Source organism: Flavobacterium procerum (assembly GCF_042431625.1).
GTDB lineage: Bacteria > Bacteroidota > Bacteroidia > Flavobacteriales > Flavobacteriaceae > Flavobacterium > Flavobacterium procerum.
Genome location: NZ_JBHLYW010000007.1, coordinates 545,447 through 564,314 on the forward strand (window position 1 = coordinate 545,447; position 18,868 = coordinate 564,314).

Annotated in this window: 19 protein-coding genes; 10 read left to right on the forward strand and 9 right to left on the reverse strand. The window is 33.3% G+C overall.

From position 1 onward, the window contains the following. Positions 1-115: 115 nt before the first annotated feature. The 7 genes from ACFFLS_RS07960 to ACFFLS_RS07990 all read right to left on the reverse strand — a co-directional run bounded on the left by ACFFLS_RS07960 (position 116) and on the right by ACFFLS_RS07990 (position 5,488). Positions 116-418 carry a DUF6787 family protein gene (locus ACFFLS_RS07960; RefSeq protein ID WP_379686001.1) on the reverse strand — a complete coding sequence of 101 codons (303 nt, stop codon included), beginning with the start codon at positions 416-418 and terminating at the stop codon, positions 116-118. A 33-nt stretch (positions 419-451) separates the two neighbouring features. Then, positions 452-886 (reverse strand): DUF6146 family protein, encoded by a 435-nt coding sequence (locus ACFFLS_RS07965; protein ID WP_379686002.1) that lies wholly within the window; start codon positions 884-886, stop codon positions 452-454. A 147-nt stretch (positions 887-1,033) separates the two neighbouring features. Continuing rightward, the gene (locus ACFFLS_RS07970; protein WP_379686003.1) at positions 1,034-1,603 is read right to left on the reverse strand and encodes a hypothetical protein; all 570 of its coding nucleotides are present in this window, start codon (positions 1,601-1,603) and stop codon (positions 1,034-1,036) included. A gap of 160 nt (positions 1,604-1,763) precedes the next feature. After that, positions 1,764-2,123, reverse strand: coding sequence for a hypothetical protein (locus tag ACFFLS_RS07975; RefSeq protein ID WP_379686004.1), 360 nt, complete (start codon positions 2,121-2,123; stop codon positions 1,764-1,766). Positions 2,124-2,219: 96 nt separating this feature from the next. Further along, positions 2,220-3,170, reverse strand: coding sequence for a D-2-hydroxyacid dehydrogenase (locus ACFFLS_RS07980; protein ID WP_379686005.1), 951 nt, complete (start codon positions 3,168-3,170; stop codon positions 2,220-2,222). Between the two features lie 89 nt (positions 3,171-3,259). Beyond that, entirely contained in the window at positions 3,260-4,330 is a 1,071-nt protein-coding gene (serC, locus tag ACFFLS_RS07985) for a 3-phosphoserine/phosphohydroxythreonine transaminase (RefSeq protein WP_379686006.1), read from the reverse strand. A gap of 93 nt (positions 4,331-4,423) precedes the next feature. Further along, positions 4,424-5,488: an acyl-CoA reductase gene (locus ACFFLS_RS07990; RefSeq protein WP_379689273.1), complete on the reverse strand. Its 1,065-nt coding sequence runs from the start codon at positions 5,486-5,488 to the stop codon at positions 4,424-4,426. 137 nt (positions 5,489-5,625) lie between these two features. Between ACFFLS_RS07990 and ACFFLS_RS07995 the strand changes: the two genes are divergently transcribed. Both ACFFLS_RS07995 and ACFFLS_RS08000 read left to right on the forward strand, forming a co-directional pair. After that, entirely contained in the window at positions 5,626-5,976 is a 351-nt protein-coding gene (locus tag ACFFLS_RS07995; RefSeq protein ID WP_379686008.1) for a 4Fe-4S dicluster domain-containing protein, read from the forward strand. Between the two features lie 169 nt (positions 5,977-6,145). After that, positions 6,146-7,309: a hypothetical protein gene (locus ACFFLS_RS08000; protein WP_379689275.1), complete on the forward strand. Its 1,164-nt coding sequence runs from the start codon at positions 6,146-6,148 to the stop codon at positions 7,307-7,309. Here the strand turns inward: ACFFLS_RS08000 and ACFFLS_RS08005 are convergent. Both ACFFLS_RS08005 and ACFFLS_RS08010 read right to left on the reverse strand, forming a co-directional pair. Next, the gene (locus tag ACFFLS_RS08005; RefSeq protein ID WP_379686011.1) at positions 7,304-8,053 is read right to left on the reverse strand and encodes a class I SAM-dependent DNA methyltransferase; all 750 of its coding nucleotides are present in this window, start codon (positions 8,051-8,053) and stop codon (positions 7,304-7,306) included. The two genes, ACFFLS_RS08000 and ACFFLS_RS08005, sit on opposite strands and share 6 nt — an antisense overlap. An 84-nt stretch (positions 8,054-8,137) precedes the next feature. Next, complete coding sequence (locus ACFFLS_RS08010) at positions 8,138-10,792, reverse strand: TonB-dependent receptor (RefSeq protein WP_379689277.1); 2,655 nt, start codon at positions 10,790-10,792, stop codon at positions 8,138-8,140. Between the two features lie 330 nt (positions 10,793-11,122). Here ACFFLS_RS08010 and ychF point away from each other — a divergent pair, with 330 nt between their 5' ends. From ychF to pncB, 8 genes are all read left to right on the forward strand, one after another. Next, positions 11,123-12,217, forward strand: a complete 1,095-nt coding sequence (ychF, locus tag ACFFLS_RS08015; RefSeq protein ID WP_379689279.1) for a redox-regulated ATPase YchF — start codon at positions 11,123-11,125, stop codon at positions 12,215-12,217. Between the two features lie 417 nt (positions 12,218-12,634). Continuing rightward, a complete protein-coding gene (locus ACFFLS_RS08020; RefSeq protein WP_379689281.1) occupies positions 12,635-13,312 on the forward strand; it encodes a TIGR02117 family protein in 678 nt (225 codons plus the stop codon). 8 nt (positions 13,313-13,320) lie between these two features. Next, positions 13,321-14,001: a hypothetical protein gene (locus ACFFLS_RS08025; protein WP_379686016.1), complete on the forward strand. Its 681-nt coding sequence runs from the start codon at positions 13,321-13,323 to the stop codon at positions 13,999-14,001. A gap of 93 nt (positions 14,002-14,094) precedes the next feature. Further along, positions 14,095-15,018, forward strand: a complete 924-nt coding sequence (locus ACFFLS_RS08030; protein ID WP_379686017.1) for a YihY/virulence factor BrkB family protein — start codon at positions 14,095-14,097, stop codon at positions 15,016-15,018. Positions 15,019-15,039: 21 nt separating this feature from the next. Next, positions 15,040-15,564, forward strand: coding sequence for an NADPH-dependent FMN reductase (locus ACFFLS_RS08035; protein WP_379689284.1), 525 nt, complete (start codon positions 15,040-15,042; stop codon positions 15,562-15,564). A gap of 3 nt (positions 15,565-15,567) precedes the next feature. Continuing rightward, the gene (locus ACFFLS_RS08040; RefSeq protein WP_379686018.1) at positions 15,568-16,548 is read left to right on the forward strand and encodes a transglutaminase domain-containing protein; all 981 of its coding nucleotides are present in this window, start codon (positions 15,568-15,570) and stop codon (positions 16,546-16,548) included. Between the two features lie 8 nt (positions 16,549-16,556). Further along, a complete protein-coding gene (locus tag ACFFLS_RS08045; RefSeq protein ID WP_379686019.1) occupies positions 16,557-17,534 on the forward strand; it encodes a transglutaminase domain-containing protein in 978 nt (325 codons plus the stop codon). Between the two features lie 84 nt (positions 17,535-17,618). Further along, on the forward strand, positions 17,619-18,794 hold the full coding sequence (gene pncB, locus ACFFLS_RS08050) for a nicotinate phosphoribosyltransferase (protein WP_379686020.1): 1,176 nt from the start codon (positions 17,619-17,621) through the stop codon (positions 18,792-18,794). The last annotated feature ends 74 nt before the right edge of the window (positions 18,795-18,868 follow it).

Here is an 18,868-nt window from a genome sequence, read left to right on the forward strand (position 1 = left end):
AATCTTAAATTTTTGAATAAAATTTATTTAATTTTTTAATAACAAATGAATTTGCTATTATCTTCGAGGAAATCTCCAAAGAAATTAAGAAAAGGTGATTAAGTAGCTATTAGAATTAATCTTTAAATAAAAATCCAAGCCCCATTCTTTTCAGCATTTTCTTTTCGAAATTCCAAAAGAAGCGGAATTGACCAAAAATAGTACCGATAGCAACCAGAAGGACTTGATAAATCGGAAGTATAATGAGTAAACGAATTAAGGTAAACCAACCGCCAAAATCTTCTTTATGAATTCCGAGCAAGTCGCAAAAGGGTCTAGAGAGCCATGCAGATGCCGATCCGGTGATGGCAAAAACAATAAGAATGATAATGGCTTGCAGATTTGAGGTAATGCCCCAGCGTTGTTTTAATTTATTCATTAGTTATTTATAACGATTACAAATATACTAACATTATTGTTGCGGCACATACCCAGCAAGCTTTTGTTTGAAAGTATTTTGAAAATAAATCATATAGTTGTAAATAAGGTAATTTACCTCGTATCCGTAATGGATTTCGGGTCTATAGTCAATTGTCATTTCGTAAAGATTTGGATTGTAACGTTGGGGTTGCATGACTCTGTTGTTCCATTCTGTTACATATTGGTAGTTTTTATTTTCGAGGTAAGCGAGAGTGTAATAGTGTCTCGGGAGTGCTCTCGAAACAAGCCAAGTATTAAATCCGTTGTCTATGATGATTACTTCATATTCTAATGAATCATTTGCGATTCTGACCGTATCATTTCCAGTTGTTTTTTTAGGCTGCGAATTATCCGCAATGTTTTGAGATGCCGTAGAACAGGCAATTATTGTAAAAAGAATAATTAGTATAAAGACGATCTTTTTCATGACTTAAAGTTACGGAAAAAGTTGCAAAGGGCAAAGAATCAAGGAAGCAAAGTCTTTTTAAAGGATAAAAAAGGGTTTTCAATTGTCGTAAAGCCAAAAAAGAGGTTGTGCTTTTAGAAACAACCTCTTTGAGTTAGCGTCTTTAATTTATGAGCTAGATTTACCAAATAATCTGCCGATAAAACCAGAAATACCACCTTTGCTTTTGGTTACGACCAATACATCTGCAACATCTACTTTGCCGTCATTGTTTTGATCAAGGCCAAACTGCATTCCGTATTTAGAAATCGTATCCATTAGTCCAGATGCTTGTGTGCTGTTTCCTGAAATCGCAGAGATAATATCAGAAATTTGAAAGCTACTGTCGTTGGAATCTTTTGCTTTATTAACCAATGAGCTTAAGATTTGCGGTATCATGCCTGAAGCCACTCCTGATGAATCTGAACTGCTCAATCCGAATTTTTCTCCCAAACTGCCGCTTAGCTGATCTGTAAGTTGTTTTACAACAGGATTGTTATTGTCAATAGGTGAATTGCCGTTGAATAAGCCTGCAAGTTGTTCGCCTCCGTTTTCTGAAGCTAGTTTTTGTAATCCTGAAAATATCGAAGAACTAGTTTCGCTTATTACAGCTTCGTTGTGTTCATTTGGAACTGCGCTATTGTTTACAACAGCATCGCCTCCGTATTGCTTTACTAATTGGGTTAATTGTTCAAACATGGTTATAAGAATTTAGATTAGACGCCAAAACTAATAAAAAGAAAGTAATTTATTACAAAATAATAATAAGTACCATCAAAGTTAATCTATTTTTGAATTGCTTAGATCAACTGGTGCCATAATTGTTCAAATCTCTTATTTGTGTGGTTTTGAGTTAAAATTATGGTTTAGGATTTGGAATTTTTACTCCACACCAAGTTGTGATATCTGTTGGGTTAAATCCGGGACAATTAGAGATATTCTTTTTAGGAAAAAACAGGAAATCTTTGTTAAAAGAACTTAAGTTGTAATAGTGATTGCTATAATCTTCTCCATATCTCCATATATCGCTTGAACCGTCATTATGAACGGTTTCGTTAAATGTGAAAATTGAAGATTGTTTAGGGATGAAATATTCTTTTTCGATAATTAGAGAAAATAAGTTAGAAAACATATTGGTGAAACACAGAAGGATTATAGAAGTGAATAAAATCAAGCGAATAATCCATTTGCTTAGAGGGCTTTTTTTATCTGTTTTCATATTGCAATTTGGATATATGTCAAAATTATAAAAAAAAATAAAGGGATTTACTACAGAAAAGCAGTAAATCCCTTTATTTAATTTATTTTTAATTTCTTAGCTCAACAAGGTAATAATTTGTGAAGCTAATTCAGTACCAATTCTATCTTGTGCTTCTCCTGTTGCAGCTCCAATGTGTGGAGTCAAAGAGATTTTAGAGTGCATTAAGATTGCCATTTCTGGTTTTGGTTCGTTTTCGAAAACGTCTAAACCTGCAAAAGCAACTTTTCCAGAGTCTAAAGCTTTTACTAAAGCTACTTCGTCAATAACACCTCCACGAGCACAGTTTACAATTCCAACACCATCTTTTAAGATTTCAAAATCTTTCTCTCCAATGATGTATCCATTTTGAGCAGGAACGTGTAATGTAATGAAATCAGCTTCTTTGAATAAAGATTCTAAAGATTGAGAAACGATTTTTGTTGTGATTGACTGTCCGTCAAAAAAATCAACTTTTACATCAACTTCAGGAATAAAACTATCCGCAGCGATAACTTTCATACCTAAACCAAGAGCCATTTTTGCAGTAGCTTGTCCGATACGGCCAATACCAACGATACCAAGGGTTTTTCCTCTTAGCTCAACACCGTTAGCGTATGCTTTTTTCAAACCGTCAAAGTTTGAATCTCCTTCAAGAGGCATATTTCTATTAGAATCATGCAAGAAACGCACACCCGAAAATAAGTGTCCGAATACCAATTCGGCAACAGATTCTGAAGAAGAAGCTGGTGTATTGATTACATGGATTCCTTTGCTTTTCGCATAATCAACGTCAATGTTGTCCATGCCAACACCACCACGACCGATGATTTTGATACCAGGACAGGCATCGATGATATCTTTACGTACTTTAGTTGCGCTACGAACTAAAATTACGTCTACATTATTTTCGTTAATAAAGTTAGCTACTTGTTCTTGAGCAACTTTTGTAGTTATTACTTCAAATCCACCTTTTTCTAAAGCAGCAATTCCGCTTTTAGAAATTCCGTCATTTGCTAATACTTTCATTGTATGTGTATGTTGTTTTTGTTTCTGTCACAGAAACAGAGTTAGATTATTTTTTTTCTTTTTGATAGATACAGTTTTCACTGTAGCCGTTAAACTTTAGTTTCTAAAGCTTTCATTACATCAACCAAAACCTGTACGCTTTCGATTGGCATTGCATTGTAGATAGAAGCTCTGTAACCTCCAACAGAACGGTGACCAGGCAATCCTGAAATTCCAGCTTCTTTCCATAAAGCATCAAAAGTTGCAGTATGATCAGGGTTTGTTAGTAAGAAAGTTACGTTCATGTTAGAGCGATCTTCTACTGCAGCAGCACCTTTGAATAATGGGTTTCTATCGATTTCAGCGTAAAGTAATTCTGCTTTAGCGTTGTTTAATTTTTCAACAGCAGCGATTCCGCCTTTTTCTTTAATCCATTGTAAAGTTAAAAGAGAAACATAAACAGCAAATACAGATGGAGTATTGTACATGCTTTCTGCCTTGATATGTTTAGTATAATCTAGCATACTTGGAATTGTTCTTCCGTTTTTGCCTAAGATTTCTTCTTTAACTACAACAAGAGTTGTTCCTGCCGGCCCCATGTTTTTTTGAGCACCTGCATAGATTAAGTCGAATTTAGAAAAATCTAATTCGCGTGAAAAAATATCAGAACTCATATCGCAAACAACAGGAATGTTAGTTGCTGGGAATTCTTTCATTTGAGTTCCGAAAATGGTATTGTTGCTTGTGCAGTGGAAATAATCAGCATCAGCTGGAATTTCGTAGCCTTTTGGAATATGATTATAATTGTCGTCTTTTGAAGAACCAACGACAACAGTTTCACCGAAAAGTTTAGCTTCTTTTATGGCCGCAGTTGCCCACGTTCCCGAATCTAAATAAGCCGCTTTTCCGTTTTCTTTTAATAAATTATAAGGTGCCATTAAGAATGCTGTACTTGCACCGCCTTGTAAAAATAAAGCCTGATAACCTTTTCCCTGAAGTCCTAATAATTCTAAAGCAAGGGAGCGAGCTTCATCCATTACCGCAACAAAATCTTTACTTCTGTGCGAGATTTCAAGAATAGATAATCCTGAATTATTAAAATTTAATACTGCTTGTGATGCCTTCTCAAAAACTTCCTGAGGTAAAATACTTGGTCCTGCGCTGTAGTTGTGTTTTTTCATGGTTGTTGTTAATAGTCGAAAATTTTAAAGACGCAAATTTCGTTAATAAGACACGAAAAAGCGTTAAAATATTCGAAATAATTAAACATTTTTTTACTTTGTTGTTAACAAAAACGTTATAGTATCAACGTTATCTGCGTAATCCCACAATTGCGGTTTTTGGGTTTCTCCAAAAGCGATGCTGTTTGAAGTCAAATTGGCGCTTACTATGCACTGAATTTGTTCTGAATCGTCTGAAAGACGTTTTTGAAGTTCTTCTAGGTTTTCATAGTATTCATAAAAGACGCTCGAAATAGGAGAGGCGTAGCTTGCGTCTTCTTTTAAAGTCAAAAAACCGTTGTCGGTTAGTTTGAAATTGCTCATCAAGAAAACGGCTTTGTTGTAATCGTAATTATTGGCGTATTTTTCGTAATGAATAACATCTTGATATTTAAAAACTGCATGAAAAAAATTATCAAAAGAATAGTCTTTTGGAACAAAAAGCTTCGAAACATTTCGGCATCCTAAACCAAAATATCTAAAAATGTCTTCTCCTAAAGCTTCAAGTTCTTCGTGGGTTTCTTTTCCGGTCAGAATTGCGGCCGAATTTCTGTTTTTACGAATAATTGATGGTTTGTCTCTGAAATAATATTCAAAATAACGAGAAGTGTTATTGCTTCCAGTTGCAATAACGGCATCAAAATTTTCTAGTTTTCCTTCTACGAAAGTGATTTTATCAGCAAATGCTGCATTAATGGCAATAATGTATTTTGCTAAAAAGGGTAGTAAATGCTGATCATTTGAAGACGTTTTGACTAAAGCTTTATTGCCAGTAATCAGAACGCATAAAAAATCATGAAATCCGACTAGCGGAATGTTTCCAGCCAAGATTAAAGCGACAGTTTTTTCAGAATCGTTGTCACTAAAAGTGTATTGCGAAATCCATTTTGTAATATTTTCTTCTGTTAAAGCTTCTGCCCAAGACTGAACAGCAAAATAAACCTGCTCCGGAGTATACCAGCCATTATGAGATTGTGATAAATGGATTAGTTTTTCGAAATCCTCAAAAAAAATCTCGTTATGCAAAACGCCTGATTTTTTTTCGGATCCGTTTTCAGAAAACTGACTTAAAAATTTTCCTAATTCAACAAAAACACTTTTTTTTGTTTCTAATGTCATAATGTTTGCTTATGAATTGTTTTGATTGTAATTTTGCACAAAAATAAGCTATATTACGTTATAAGGCAAAGTAGATTAGGATCTTTGGTATTTTAATTTTAAACTTATAATTTTTTAACTAAGAAACGAAGAAAAAGATGGCAATAATTATAACTGACGAATGTATTAATTGCGGGGCCTGTGAACCAGAATGCCCAAATACAGCAATTTATGAAGGAGCAGACGACTGGAGATATAAAGACGGAACAAGTCTTTCTGGAACTATAGTTTTACCGGACGGAACAGAGATTGATGCTGAAGAAGCGCAAACTCCTATTTCTGATGAAGTCTATTATATCGTACCTGGAAAATGTACAGAATGTAAAGGTTTTCACGATGAACCTCAATGTGCCGCTGTATGTCCTGTTGATTGTTGTGTTCCAGATGACAATCATGTAGAAGATGAAGAAACTTTATTAAACAGACAGTCATTCTTGCACGGAGAATAAGCTGAAAGAATATATTTTTTATAAAAAACCTGAGCAAAACTCAGGTTTTTTTTTGCCCCTGATATCAGGTATTTTTAAAAGTTACTTTCTTGATAACTAGTATTTTATTTTTTTACTATTGCTTTATTATTAAAAAATTAATACTTTAGTTGAAAATTTAATAACGCTTATGAAGAAATTGATACTTTTATTTGTCGTATTATATAACGTTAACATTTGCGCACAAAATCAGGAGTATTCTATAATTGTAAAAGACATAGAAACACTGGAGCCAATACAAAATGCTACGGTTATTATAATGAAAACACAGCAGATTTTGTTGAGCAATGAAGAAGGAAAAGTTACTTTTATGTTGACTGGCGGATCTAATGTTCAGGTTTCTGAAACGAATTACGAAGATTTAACAGTACGTTGGACGTCTTTAAACGGAGATCAAAAATTTGTCATTTATTTAAAAAGTAAAAACAATAAATTAGACGAAGTTGTTTTGTCTAAGGAATCTCCAGAAAAAATATTGCAGAAATTGGTAAACAATTCGACCAAAAAAATTAGTATTTCGCACAGGCAAAAAGTATATGTGAGAGAGTTTTTTATGCTCAACAATCAATATTCTTATTATAATGATGGATTGGTAAATTTTCAGTTTGATAAAAACAATAATGCAACGACTTTACTTGTTGAGCAAAATAGATCGTACGGATTATTAGAAGCAGATGTAAGCCCCGATTTAAGAGGTTATAATTTGAATAATATCATGGAGAATTATTCTAACTTTAAATATTTTGATCCACTATTAGATTCAAAATCAAAAAAAGAATATGACTTTACTATAAAAGGACATTCAAAAAACAAGGATTACTATGTAATGTCTGTGAGTCCTTTGGATAAAGCAAAAGAAGCAATCGATAATTTTGAAATTGTTTACGATCCTGAAAAAAAGCTAATTATTGAATTCGAAATTACTGTAACATCTTTAAATCTAGATAAAGTCGAAGAAAAAGCAGGTAACGGAGACAAGAATCTGACAAGATCGTATGTAAAAGTTTCTTACAGATTGGATGGAGAAAATTATTATTTTTTAAGTTCTAATGAAGAAGTTGCTTATGATTTGATTGCAAAAGACAAGCCTAAAAAGAATGTTCAAGTTCGTAACAGCTTTGTAACGACAGAATTTACGAAACAGAACTTTACCTATAGCGATAGTGATGTTTTTAAAGAGAAATCACTTTTTAATAAAAAGAACAAAATCCTGACCAAGTATTGGGATCTTTCAGGATTTACGGCAACTGAAGAAGAAAAAGCTATTATTGCTTCATTGGAATTTAAATTATAGTTTGATTTTTTTTGCAACTATAACATAGGTGTCATAAGCATAGGTTTTTCGATCTATGGTTTGGAGTATTTCAAAATGATTTAGGTATAAAAAAAGTTCGATTTCGTTACGTGTAAATACACGAACAGTTGAAAAATCATTTTCTATCATTTCTTTTTTGCCATTTATTAGAGCGTAATATTTCGCTGACCATTCTAGCATAAAATTTTCGAGAGACATATTGGTGTCCCAATGGCTTTCTCTTATGTAATGTATGTCTTGATAATCTGCTTCGTGAGTAATTACGGGATTTTCTTTGGTAAAAGGGATAAAACGGTTTGCATCAATAAAATCAAAGATGATTATTCCTTCATTGTTTAAATTTTTATGAAGACATTCAAAAGTCTTGTTTATATCTTGATTTGAAATTAGATAACTTGTCGATCTTCCGGTTATCAATATGCAATCGACAGTTTCGTTTAATTGAAAATCGCGCATATCTCCTTTTATAAAAGTGCCGTTTTTGTTGCGTTCTTTGGCTATGGCAATCATATCTTCGCTATAATCCAAACCTATGTAATTCTGATTGTTTTTATGAAATCGTTTGGCAAGATTTCCGCTTCCGCTTCCTATTTCTAACACACTAGAAGCATTGTTTTCTGTAATAAGATTGTTGTAAAAAGCGTACTCATCATCATAATTTACAAAAGTCTGATACATTGCATCGTAGATAGCGGCCATTTTTCCGTCGTATAAATTTGCCATAATATTGATTTTTAAGTTATAAAGTTACAAAAAAAGAGGGCAGTCCTAAAACTCCCTCTTTTGATTCTTTAAGATTTTTAGGCCTTAGAATTTATAGTTTAATGATAAATTAAACATAGTTCCTAATTGGCTGAAATGAAATCCATCATAAGTCATTCTAGAATAACGTTGATTGAAAGTTATCAGGTTAGATTGTGCTTTTGTTTGATCAGGATCGGCAAGCAGAGCTTGTCCAGCTGCATTTTCGGCAACAAATTTCCATTCAGGTAAAACATTGAATAAATTATTTACATTAAATGCGATTGTAAATTTTTCAGTTGCATTAAAATTGATGCCTAAATCGGTTACAATTTTAGGAATGAATTCCGTTTTCAAATTTTCATCAAGTCCATCCTGATTGAAAGTCGTTTTGCCAAAATAAGTGTTGTTTAAAGAAAATCCGAATTTGCCGATTTCGTAGTTTATTCCAAGAATCCATTTAGTGTCAGGTCTTGAAGTGAAAGTCAGAGAGTTTAAGATGTCTCCAAACGAATTGTTTGTTACAGGAGAAATTCTTTCGTTTTCCAAGGTTATATTTCCCGAAACATTAAATCCTAATCGTCCTTCACCAATTCCGATATTGTTATAATTTGCTACTACATCTAGACCTGAAGTTCTAGAATCGAATGAATTTGAAAACCAGGCAACATTTCCAAATTGTGTATCTTGTCTGTCACCCAATACGATTCGGTCTTCTACTTTAATATTATAGTAATCTATTGTGAAATTGAAGTTTGTGAAAGGTTTTGCACCAACTCCAACCGTGATATTTGTAGATTTTTCAGGATCTAAAGCCGGAATTCCCAATTGGCGTGCTTGAGGAGAAATATTATTAATGATACCGCTGATTTGGATACCTTGTCCGGCTACGAATGAGTATTGTGATTTTTGAGTATAAATTTGATGTAAAGTCGGTGCTCTAAATCCTGTAGAAACAGATCCTCTCAAAGTAATTTTATCATCAAGGAATTTGTATCTTGTACTAGCTTTCCAAACGGTTGCTCCTCCAAAATCGCTATATTCTTCATGACGTACTGTTCCGTTTATTAAAAAGTCTTTTGTGATGTCAAAGGCTAGATCAAGATAAACACCAACATTGTAACGATTCCATTTTCCTGAATTTTCTGGTCGGTTTCCTGCAAAAGAGTCGGCACCGGTTCCGTCCCAAGAAGCTTTGTCTCCCTCGATAACGGTAAAGTTTTCAGATCTGAACTCGGTTCCAAAACCGATACTGATTTTGTCTGTTACAAGTTTAGAAACATCAATATTACCAACTACATGACTAAAAGATGTCCCACCTGGTTTAAAAGAAATTGGGCTGTTTTCTCGGTACACATTATTCCCGTCAGCATCTACAATATCTGATCTGTTAACAGAATTATTTACAATATAGATTTGTTTATTTCCACCAACAGTAACACTTGCATCAGTATTCCAGCCGTTTTTAGTAGTTTTAAATCCTAATGTACCATTGTAATCATTTAAATCACCTTCAAAAGTTGGTCCATAACCATCATAAGACGGATTAGCGGCATCACCATTTCCGAAGAAATTATTAAGATAAGGATCATCAGCCAAAGGTCTCCAATAAGGTGTTCTGAAATTGGCAAATGAGTTTACTTTTTTGTAGACATAAGCAGCATTGTAATATAAGTTTGTGGTCTCGCTTATTTGGTTTCCACCGTTAATTAAGAATTTTGCGGCAGCAGTTTCTGGAGAACCATTGATGTTTCTCGCATCGGGATGTCTGGCAAGAAAAGACTGAACATCTGCTATGTCGGCACCAAAATCACCAGCTTCACCTTCTGCATCAACAGTTCCGGGTCTGTTTGCTAAATTTACTTTAGAGAAATCGATTGTATAATTTAGAAAGCCTTTTTCTCCAACTGTAGTACCGTTATTTAAACTAACGCCAAGCATCTCGCCATCGCCTTCAGATGTGATACCGCTTCTTACGGTTAAAGATCCGTCGTTGTTGTTTTTCTTTAAAATAATATTCATTACTCCAGCAATCGCATCAGAACCGTATTGTGCCGATGCTCCGTCGCGAAGTATCTCAACTCTTTCGATAGCATCGGTCGGAATTGCTGAAATGTCTGCGCCTGTTTCTCCACGGCCAGGAGAGGTTTGTACATATAATAGTGAACTTAAATTTTTACGTTTACCATTAATAAGGATTAAAGTTCTGCTAGGTCCCATATTTCTAATCTCGTACGGATCTAGTAATGAAGTGGCATCATTAACGGGAGTTTGTACGGTATTAAAGGAAGGAATTTTATATTGCAGCGCTTTGTCAAACGTTGCCTGCCCTGTAGAAGTTAAATCCTTGGATGATAGAACATCGATAGGCAGTGCGCTGGTAGTATTGCTCCTGACGGCCGCCCGAGAACCTGTAACCACAACTTCATCTAAATTTTGTCCTCCTTCTGCCGAAAGTGAAACGTCAATTTGTGGTGAATTGGCTAATCTTATAACAGTATCGTAACCGATGTAAGTAAAAATTAAGGAAGCGCCTTCTTTTACTGTTATTTTATAAGATCCGTCAACATCAGTAGAAACACCATTATTGGTTCCTTTTTCGAGAATGTTAACTCCAGGAAGAGGATTTCCGCTATTGTCCTTTACTACTCCTGAAACCTGTTTTTGTGCAAAGAGAAGCACACTGTTAAATAGAAAAAATAAAATTGCAATTTTTCTCATGTTAAATGTTGTTTTGGTTAAATTTTCCTTTGAGGTTTGTTAAATTTGATGATAAAAGTAGTTTTATTTAACAAAATATTAAATAAAAGTTTAATTTTTTTTAAGAAAAGTACTAAAAAAACAGATATCCATATTTTTTGTATAATCAAGAGGTATTAAATCTTATATTTGCAAAATTTTAATGCCGAAAAATATCATTTTGACAAAATTTTCAGCATCCTAAAAAGTAATATAAATACGATTAATCTTTAGCTAATTAATTGATGCATAGTGTAGTATTGACGGGGCTTGAGACGTTAGAATTAAATAAAAAACAAATATTATCTATAGATGAAAGCAGGAATTGTAGGATTGCCAAATGTTGGAAAATCAACATTATTTAATTGTTTATCTAATGCAAAAGCGCAAAGTGCAAACTTTCCGTTTTGTACAATCGAACCAAATATTGGTGTTGTAAACGTTCCGGATCCGAGAATCAATAAATTAGAAGAATTAGTAAAACCAGAGCGTGTTCAAATGGCAACTGTAGATATCGTAGATATTGCAGGTTTGGTAAAAGGAGCAAGCAAAGGTGAAGGTCTTGGAAACCAGTTTTTAGGAAACATTAGAGAGTGTAATGCTATCATTCACGTTTTGCGTTGTTTTGATAATGACAATATCGTGCACGTTGACGGAAATGTAAACCCAATTCGTGACAAAGAAACGATTGATATCGAATTGCAGTTAAAAGATTTAGAAACAATCGAAAAACGTTTAGAAAAAGTAAAACGTGCTGCAAAAACCGGAAATAAAGAAGCTCAGGTTGAGGAGGCTTTATTAAACAGAATTAGAGAAGCTCTTTTACAAGCAAAATCAGCTAGAACAATTATTCCTCAAAACAATGACGAAGAAGTTCTATTAGAAAGTTTCCAATTAATTACAGCAAAACCAGTTTTATATGTTTGTAATGTTGACGAAAGTTCTGCTGTAAGCGGTAACAAATATGTGGTTCAAGTTCGCGAATTAGTAAAAGACGAAGATGCTGAAGTAATTATTCTTTCAGTAGGAGCAGAGGCAGATATTACAGAATTAGAAAGCTACGAGGAGCGTCAGGTTTTTCTTGAAGACATGGGATTAACTGAGCCAGGAGCATCAGTTTTAATTCGTGCGGCTTACAAATTATTAAAACAACAAACTTATTTTACAGCTGGTGTAAAAGAAGTTCGTGCTTGGACAATCAATATTGGAGCTACAGCGCCACAAGCAGCTGGAGTTATCCACACTGATTTCGAAAAAGGATTCATTCGTGCTGAGGTGATTTCATACGAAGATTACGTTCAATACGGTTCTGAAGCAAAAGCAAAAGAAGCTGGGAAATTCAAAGTTGAAGGAAAAGAATATGTCGTAAAAGATGGAGATGTAATGCATTTCCGTTTTAACGTATAATTTTTTTCTAGAGAAAATGGAATAAAGAAAATAGATAAAAACTGCTGGAGAGATTCAGCAGTTTTTTTTATGTTTTTAAATGAATAATCATAAAGCTTTTCATTTCGACTGAAAGGAGACACGAGCGATAGCGACTGACGAAGTAAATCACACTCGTGAATCCACAAAGAGAGTCGCCAATCTTTATTGAGTTTCTAGTGTAATTTACTTCGTCAGTCGCTATCGCTCGTGTCTTCTTCGTCAAAATGAGAAACTATACTTTTGCATTGTCGTTTTGAAAAAAATTCCGTGTAAATCCGCGCTTTCGCGAAAGCGAATCCGTAAAATCCGTGGGTTATTTTTTCAAAAGTAAATTTTTGGCTTAAAAATTGGTTACAGAAAAATACCAAAACTATAATCTTAAAACCAATCATCAAAATGCTAAAAAAAACTTTCAAATTTCTAGGCTGGACACTTTTCGGATTTTTTACTTTTCTGGCTCTTTATATTACATCTGTTTTAATTATTTCTAAAATAACGGTCAACTCAGATATTTCAAAAGTTGAAGAACAAAACGCAATTCCTATTTATATTCTTTCCAACGGAGTTCATACCGATATCGTGGTTCCAATAAAAAATGAAATAAAAGATTGGCGAAATGAAATCCAGTTCAGTCAGACAAAATCAAAAGATTCTGTAATGAATTATATTGCTTTTGGCTGGGGAGACAAAGGTTTTTATCTCGATACTCCAGAATGGTCCGACTTAAAAGCAAGCACCGCCTTAAAAGCTGCTTTTGGTGTGAGCTCATCTGCAATGCATACTACATTTTTTAAGCAATTAAAAGAAGGCGACGACTGTAAACGTATTTTGATTTCAAAAGAAAACTATCAAAGTCTGGTTAACTACATTTCAGAGAGTTTTAGCGATTCTGTTCATCCACAATGGATTGAAGGACACAGCTACGGAATGAAAGATGCATTTTATGAAGCAAAAGGAAGTTACAGCCTTTTTTATACTTGCAATACTTGGGCAAATAACGCTCTAAAAGCTGCGAATCAAAAAGCAAGTTTATGGACGGTTTATGATAAAGGGATTTTTTGTCATTATAAGTAACCCTTTCTATGAAAAAGTCAATCTTAGTTTTAGCAATAATTGTAATGATTGTTTCTTGTAAAAAAGCAGATGCAGTTGCAGAATGTGTTTACGGATGTTTGACCTTTTATTTTCAAAATCCCCAGCCAGACAATGATTCGGAATTAGACCATTTTCCAAATAAGTTTAGAGGATTGTATGTAAACAATGATTCGACTTTTATTAGAATTGAGGACGATAGGATTCTAGAAGAATATTTTCATAAATTCAAAATTCATAAACTGGCACTAGATTCACTAAAGGAAGCTTATGACATTGTTGATGGTAAATTAAAAGTAAAGGATACAAAATATAGTTATGTGATGTTAGCGAAGGGAGATTCTATAGAATTGATTCAAAAACGTATTGATACATTATTTAGGTTTTCTCTTTATCAAAAAGCAAAACGCATTGACGGAAAATTAATTTTGAGCAGAAAAGATTCTATATTTTGGAAGGTTCAGTTTGTTTCAATTGACAAAGACAGCCTGAAATTTAAAAACTTGTATGATATAAAAGATTTAAAAAAACTCGATTCTGTAACTCAAATAAAAGGAAAAATGCTTGATTCTACTTCTTATTTAATGAAACCTACCAGAAGGGAATTAAAAAAAATATTGAAAATTAAAGATTTAGGAAACGATCAGAAATATAAAAAAGTAACGAAATAAAAACATGGAAAAAATATAAAATCCTATTAGAAAGCAAGAATTACCGATTTTCGATTATTGCTTAAATTTGAGTGTAACTCAAAAAATCAGCAAATGAGAATCAAAAATATTTTTTCAAAAACTTGGTTTCTTCTAAAGAATACTTTTTTAGAATTTAATGATGACAATGCTATAAAACTCAGTGCTGCGCTGTCTTATTACACCATATTTGCATTACCACCGTTATTAATTATCATTATTACGGTTTGTGGTTTTTTCTTTGGAGAAGAAGCAGTTACAGGGCAATTATACGGTCAGATAAATGGTTTAGTTGGTAATGGCGCTGCAACTCAAATTCAGGAAGCGATTAAAAATGTAGAATTATCCGGAAATAATGTTTTTGCAACAGTGTTTGGTGTTGTAATGTTGTTAATTGGAGCTTCTGGAGTTTTCGCAGAAATTCAGAGTTCAATCAATTTTATTTGGGGACTGAGAGCCAAACCAGATAAAGGGGTTAAAAAATTCATTCAAAACAGGTTAATGTCATTTTCTATGATTGCTTCCGTTGGATTCTTAATGATTGTCAGCCTTTTTATCAATACGGTTTTAGATTTGGTGAGTGCCCGCTTAAGAATTTATTTTCCAGAGAGTACCGTTTATCTGTTTTATGTACTTAACATAATAATTGTATTGGCGAGTATTACACTTTTATTTACCATAATTTTCAGGACATTACCCGATGGAAAAATCAGATGGAAAGATGCTATTATTGGGTCTAGTGTTACGGCAGTTCTTTTTATGATTGGTAAATTTGCAATAGGTTTTTATTTAGGCAGCTCGACTGTAGCTTCCGTTTACGGCGCGGCGGGATCGGTAATAATTATTTTAGTGTGGGTATATTATTCGGCAATTATTCTGTATTTTGGAGCAGAATTTACTAAAGTATACGCAAAATCTTACGGAGGTAAAATTTATCCAAATGAATATTCGGTAGAAATAGCAAAAGATATTTACGAAATTGAAACCCCAAATAAATAAGAACAAACAAAAAAATAAGATATGAAAATAGTAGCCTTTGGAGGAAGCAACAGCATGCAGTCAATCAATAAGCGTTTAGCGACTTATGCAGCAGGTTTATTTGAAAATGCGGAAGTTGAGGTTTTAGATTTAAATGATTTTGCAATGCCTGTATTCAGTGTAGATCTCGAAAAAGAAATCGGTCAGCATAAAGTGGCACAAGCATTTCTGAATAAACTCAAAGAAGCTGATATTCTAGTGGTTTCAATGGCAGAAAATAACGGCAATTATTCAGTTGCTTTCAAAAATGTTTTTGACTGGAGTTCGAGAATAGAAAAAGATGTTTTTCAGAACAAACCGATGTTGTTATTGGCCACTTCGCCAGGTGGAAGAGGTGGCGCATCTGTTTTAGGAATTGCTCAAAATCTTTTTCCGAGATATGGTGCCGAAATAAAAGGAAGTTTTTCATTACCAGCATTTGGCGCGAATTTTGATGTACAGGAAAATAAAATTTCAAATCCAGAATTGGACCAACAGTTAAAAGATATTATAAAATCAAGTTTTTAATAAATGCCACAAAAAAAGATTGCTCTTCTATTTTTTTTCTTAAACACTTTTTTCCTGAATTTTACTTTTGCTCAAAAGATAAACGAAGTTGACAAGATTGTTGCGAAATACCCGAAAAGTTTTGATACTACCGAAAAACTAGCCGAAAAAATCGAAAAAGATTTTGATTCAGATTCAGATCGTGCCCGAGCGATATACAGCTGGATTGGCTATAATATCAAGTACGATTACAATGCTTATCTGAATCCACCAAAAACGCAGGGTTTCAGTTATTCTTCAGAAGCAGAAAAACAGCGAAAAATAAAACAATTGAATGATAACCTGATTCAAAAAGCTTTTAATTCTAAAAAAGCAGTTTGCGAAGGTTTTACAGCTTTGTATCAGCATCTGGCTTCTTTGATGGGAATCAAATGCGAAGTGATTCGAGGCGATTCTAAAATTTCATTACGAGACATAGGGCGAAAAACATTGTCTTCTAATCATGCATGGAACATGGTTTTTTTTGATAAAAAATGGCGTTTGATCGATGTGACTTGGGGACAAGGTTATTATGATACAAGTAAAGGAAGAATGGTAAACGATTTTAATCCTATTTATTTCGACACAGATCCTGATTACTTTTTTGCCAAACATTTTCCAGATTCTGGGACTTTTTTGGGAAACAAATTAAGTAAGGATGATTTTCTAAACGGACCTTTGATTTACAATAAAACGATAGAAGAAGATTATAAAATTAAGTCTCCGAATTCGGGAATAATTGAAGCTAAAAAAGGTGGAAAAATCGAATTTGAAATCAAGAATATTTCTAAATCGGATCAGGTCTTTTATTTGAATAAAAAAAATCAGGCTGTAAAAATACAGAACCCAAAAGAAAAACGTGGCGGTTTGGAATTCGAAATTTTAAACGATAATAACGTAGGCGAGTATATTACTATTTTTGTGGGTACAAGCAGTGTTGTTTCTTTCAAAATAATTTCGAAATAAAGCCTTATATGATATTAAAGAAAATTGCTTTTATACTTTTTTTCTTGAACACTTTTTTTGTTAGTTCAGGATATTCTCAAAAGTATAATGCAATTGATAGTATTATTTTAAAATATCCAAATTTTGGTAGTCCTGAAAAATTAGCACAGAGAATTCAAAAAGATTTTACTTCGGAATATGATCGAGCAAGAGCAATTTACAGCTGGATGGCAATTAAATTAAATTATGATCTTGAAACTTATTTAAATCCTCCAAAACAAAAAACTTATAGATTTAAAACTAAGGCTGAATGGGATAAAAAAAAGCAATTATTAGATGCAAAAACAATTCAGAAAACATTTAAATCTAAGGAAGCAGTGTGTGAGGGTTTTGCTCTGTTGTATGGATATTTAGCTACATTAAACGGTTTGAAGTGCCAAAAAGTTACGGGTGATTCAAAAACATTGTTAAATGATATTGGGAGAAAAAGATTAGGTTCTAATCATGCATGGAATACTGTTCAGATTGAGGGAAAATGGATATTAGTAGATGTTACATGGGGAAATGGATTTTACGATGAAAAACGTAAAGTAATAGTAAAGAAATTCAAATCCATTTATTTTGACATGAATCCTGAATATTTTTATGCAAAACATTTTCCTGATAATGCGATGTATAAGAACAATACTGGCAATAAAGAAACATTTTTAAACGGACCTCTTTTTTATAATGGATTTTTTAAAGCAGAATCTCAGGTTGTATTTCCGTTTTCTGGAGTAATTCAAGCGAATGATGGGGATAAAATGACTTTCAAATTTAAAAACATTTCAAGATTAGAAGATCTTTATTGTTTAAATAAGAAAGAAGAGCGTATCGAAATCGAAAGCCCAAAAGAAGAAAATGGAATTTTGGAGTTTCAAATAACTTATGATAAAAGAATGGGACGATATATTACTTTTTATCTTTTTGAAGAAGGTTTTGCTGCATTTAAAATTGTTCCAAAATAGGGAAGACTGTTTTTGTGTAATTAAGAATTTTTGCCTTTCCTTAAATTGCCGTATCTTAGCAAGAATGATCCGAATTTAAAGGCTATGGAAACTACTTCTCTGAAATCAATATTAGATAATGATTTCTATAAATTTACAATGCAGCATGCTGTAATTAAACTTTTTCCAAAAGCTAAAGTTCGTTATGGATTTATAAATCGCGGGAAACATATTTTTCCGGCAGGTTTTGCGGCATTACTTCAGAAATCTGTAAATGAAATGGCAAATCTTCGTTTAACAAAAGAAGAGAAGCATTATTTAGCACACTATTGTCCTTATTTGGATCCTACTTATTTAGATTTTCTTCAAGGATATGTTTTTGATCCGTCTGAAGTTCATATCAGCCAAGAAGGTTCAGAAATAAAAGTTACGGTTGAAGGATTTTGGTATCGTACCATTTTGTGGGAAGTCCCTTTGATGGCCTTGATTTCAGAGCTTTTTTATAAATCCAATCATTTGATTCGCTTAAATGATGAAGCCATAAAAAAACTAACCAAAGACAAAATCGATAATTATAATAAAATCGGAGTTTCGATTTTAGAATTCGGAACAAGACGTCGTCATTCTTATGAAGTGCATAATCTGGTAAACGAAACCTTGCGTACTTATGGAGGGCAAAGCTTTATTGGCACCAGCAATGTGCATTTTGCGATGCAGAATAACAAACGTCCTTTAGGCACGCATGCACACGAATGGTTTATGTTTCATGCAGCGCAATATGGTTTTAAGATGGCCAACTCGACTGGTCTTGAAAATTGGACAAAAGTATATGGCGGCGATCTCGGAATTGCCTTAACAGATACGTATACAACCGATATCTTTTTCAATCAATTTGATAAAAAATATTCAAAACTTTTTGACGGTGTTCGCCATGACAGCGGTGATCCTATTGAATTTGCCCAAAAAGTGATTTCGCATTACACTAAAATGGGAATTGATCCTAAATCAAAGACAATTGTTTTTTCGGATTCCTTAAATTTTGATAAAGTAAAAAGAATTGCAGATTTCTGTAATGATAAAATAAAAATGTCGTTCGGAATTGGAACCAACTTCACAAACGATGTTGGACTTCCAGCAATGAATATGGTGATTAAACTAACCGAAGCAAAACCTGACAATACGCATTGGCAGGGAGTTGTAAAACTTTCAGACGAAAAAAACAAAAATACGGGAACGCCTGAGATGATTGCCCTTGCAAAAGAAGTGCTCGGAATCAAATAGTATTTTTTTGCTGAAAAAGCAGTTTTTCTATATTTTTAGTCTGCGTTTTATTTTAAAATCAGTTTAAATAGATT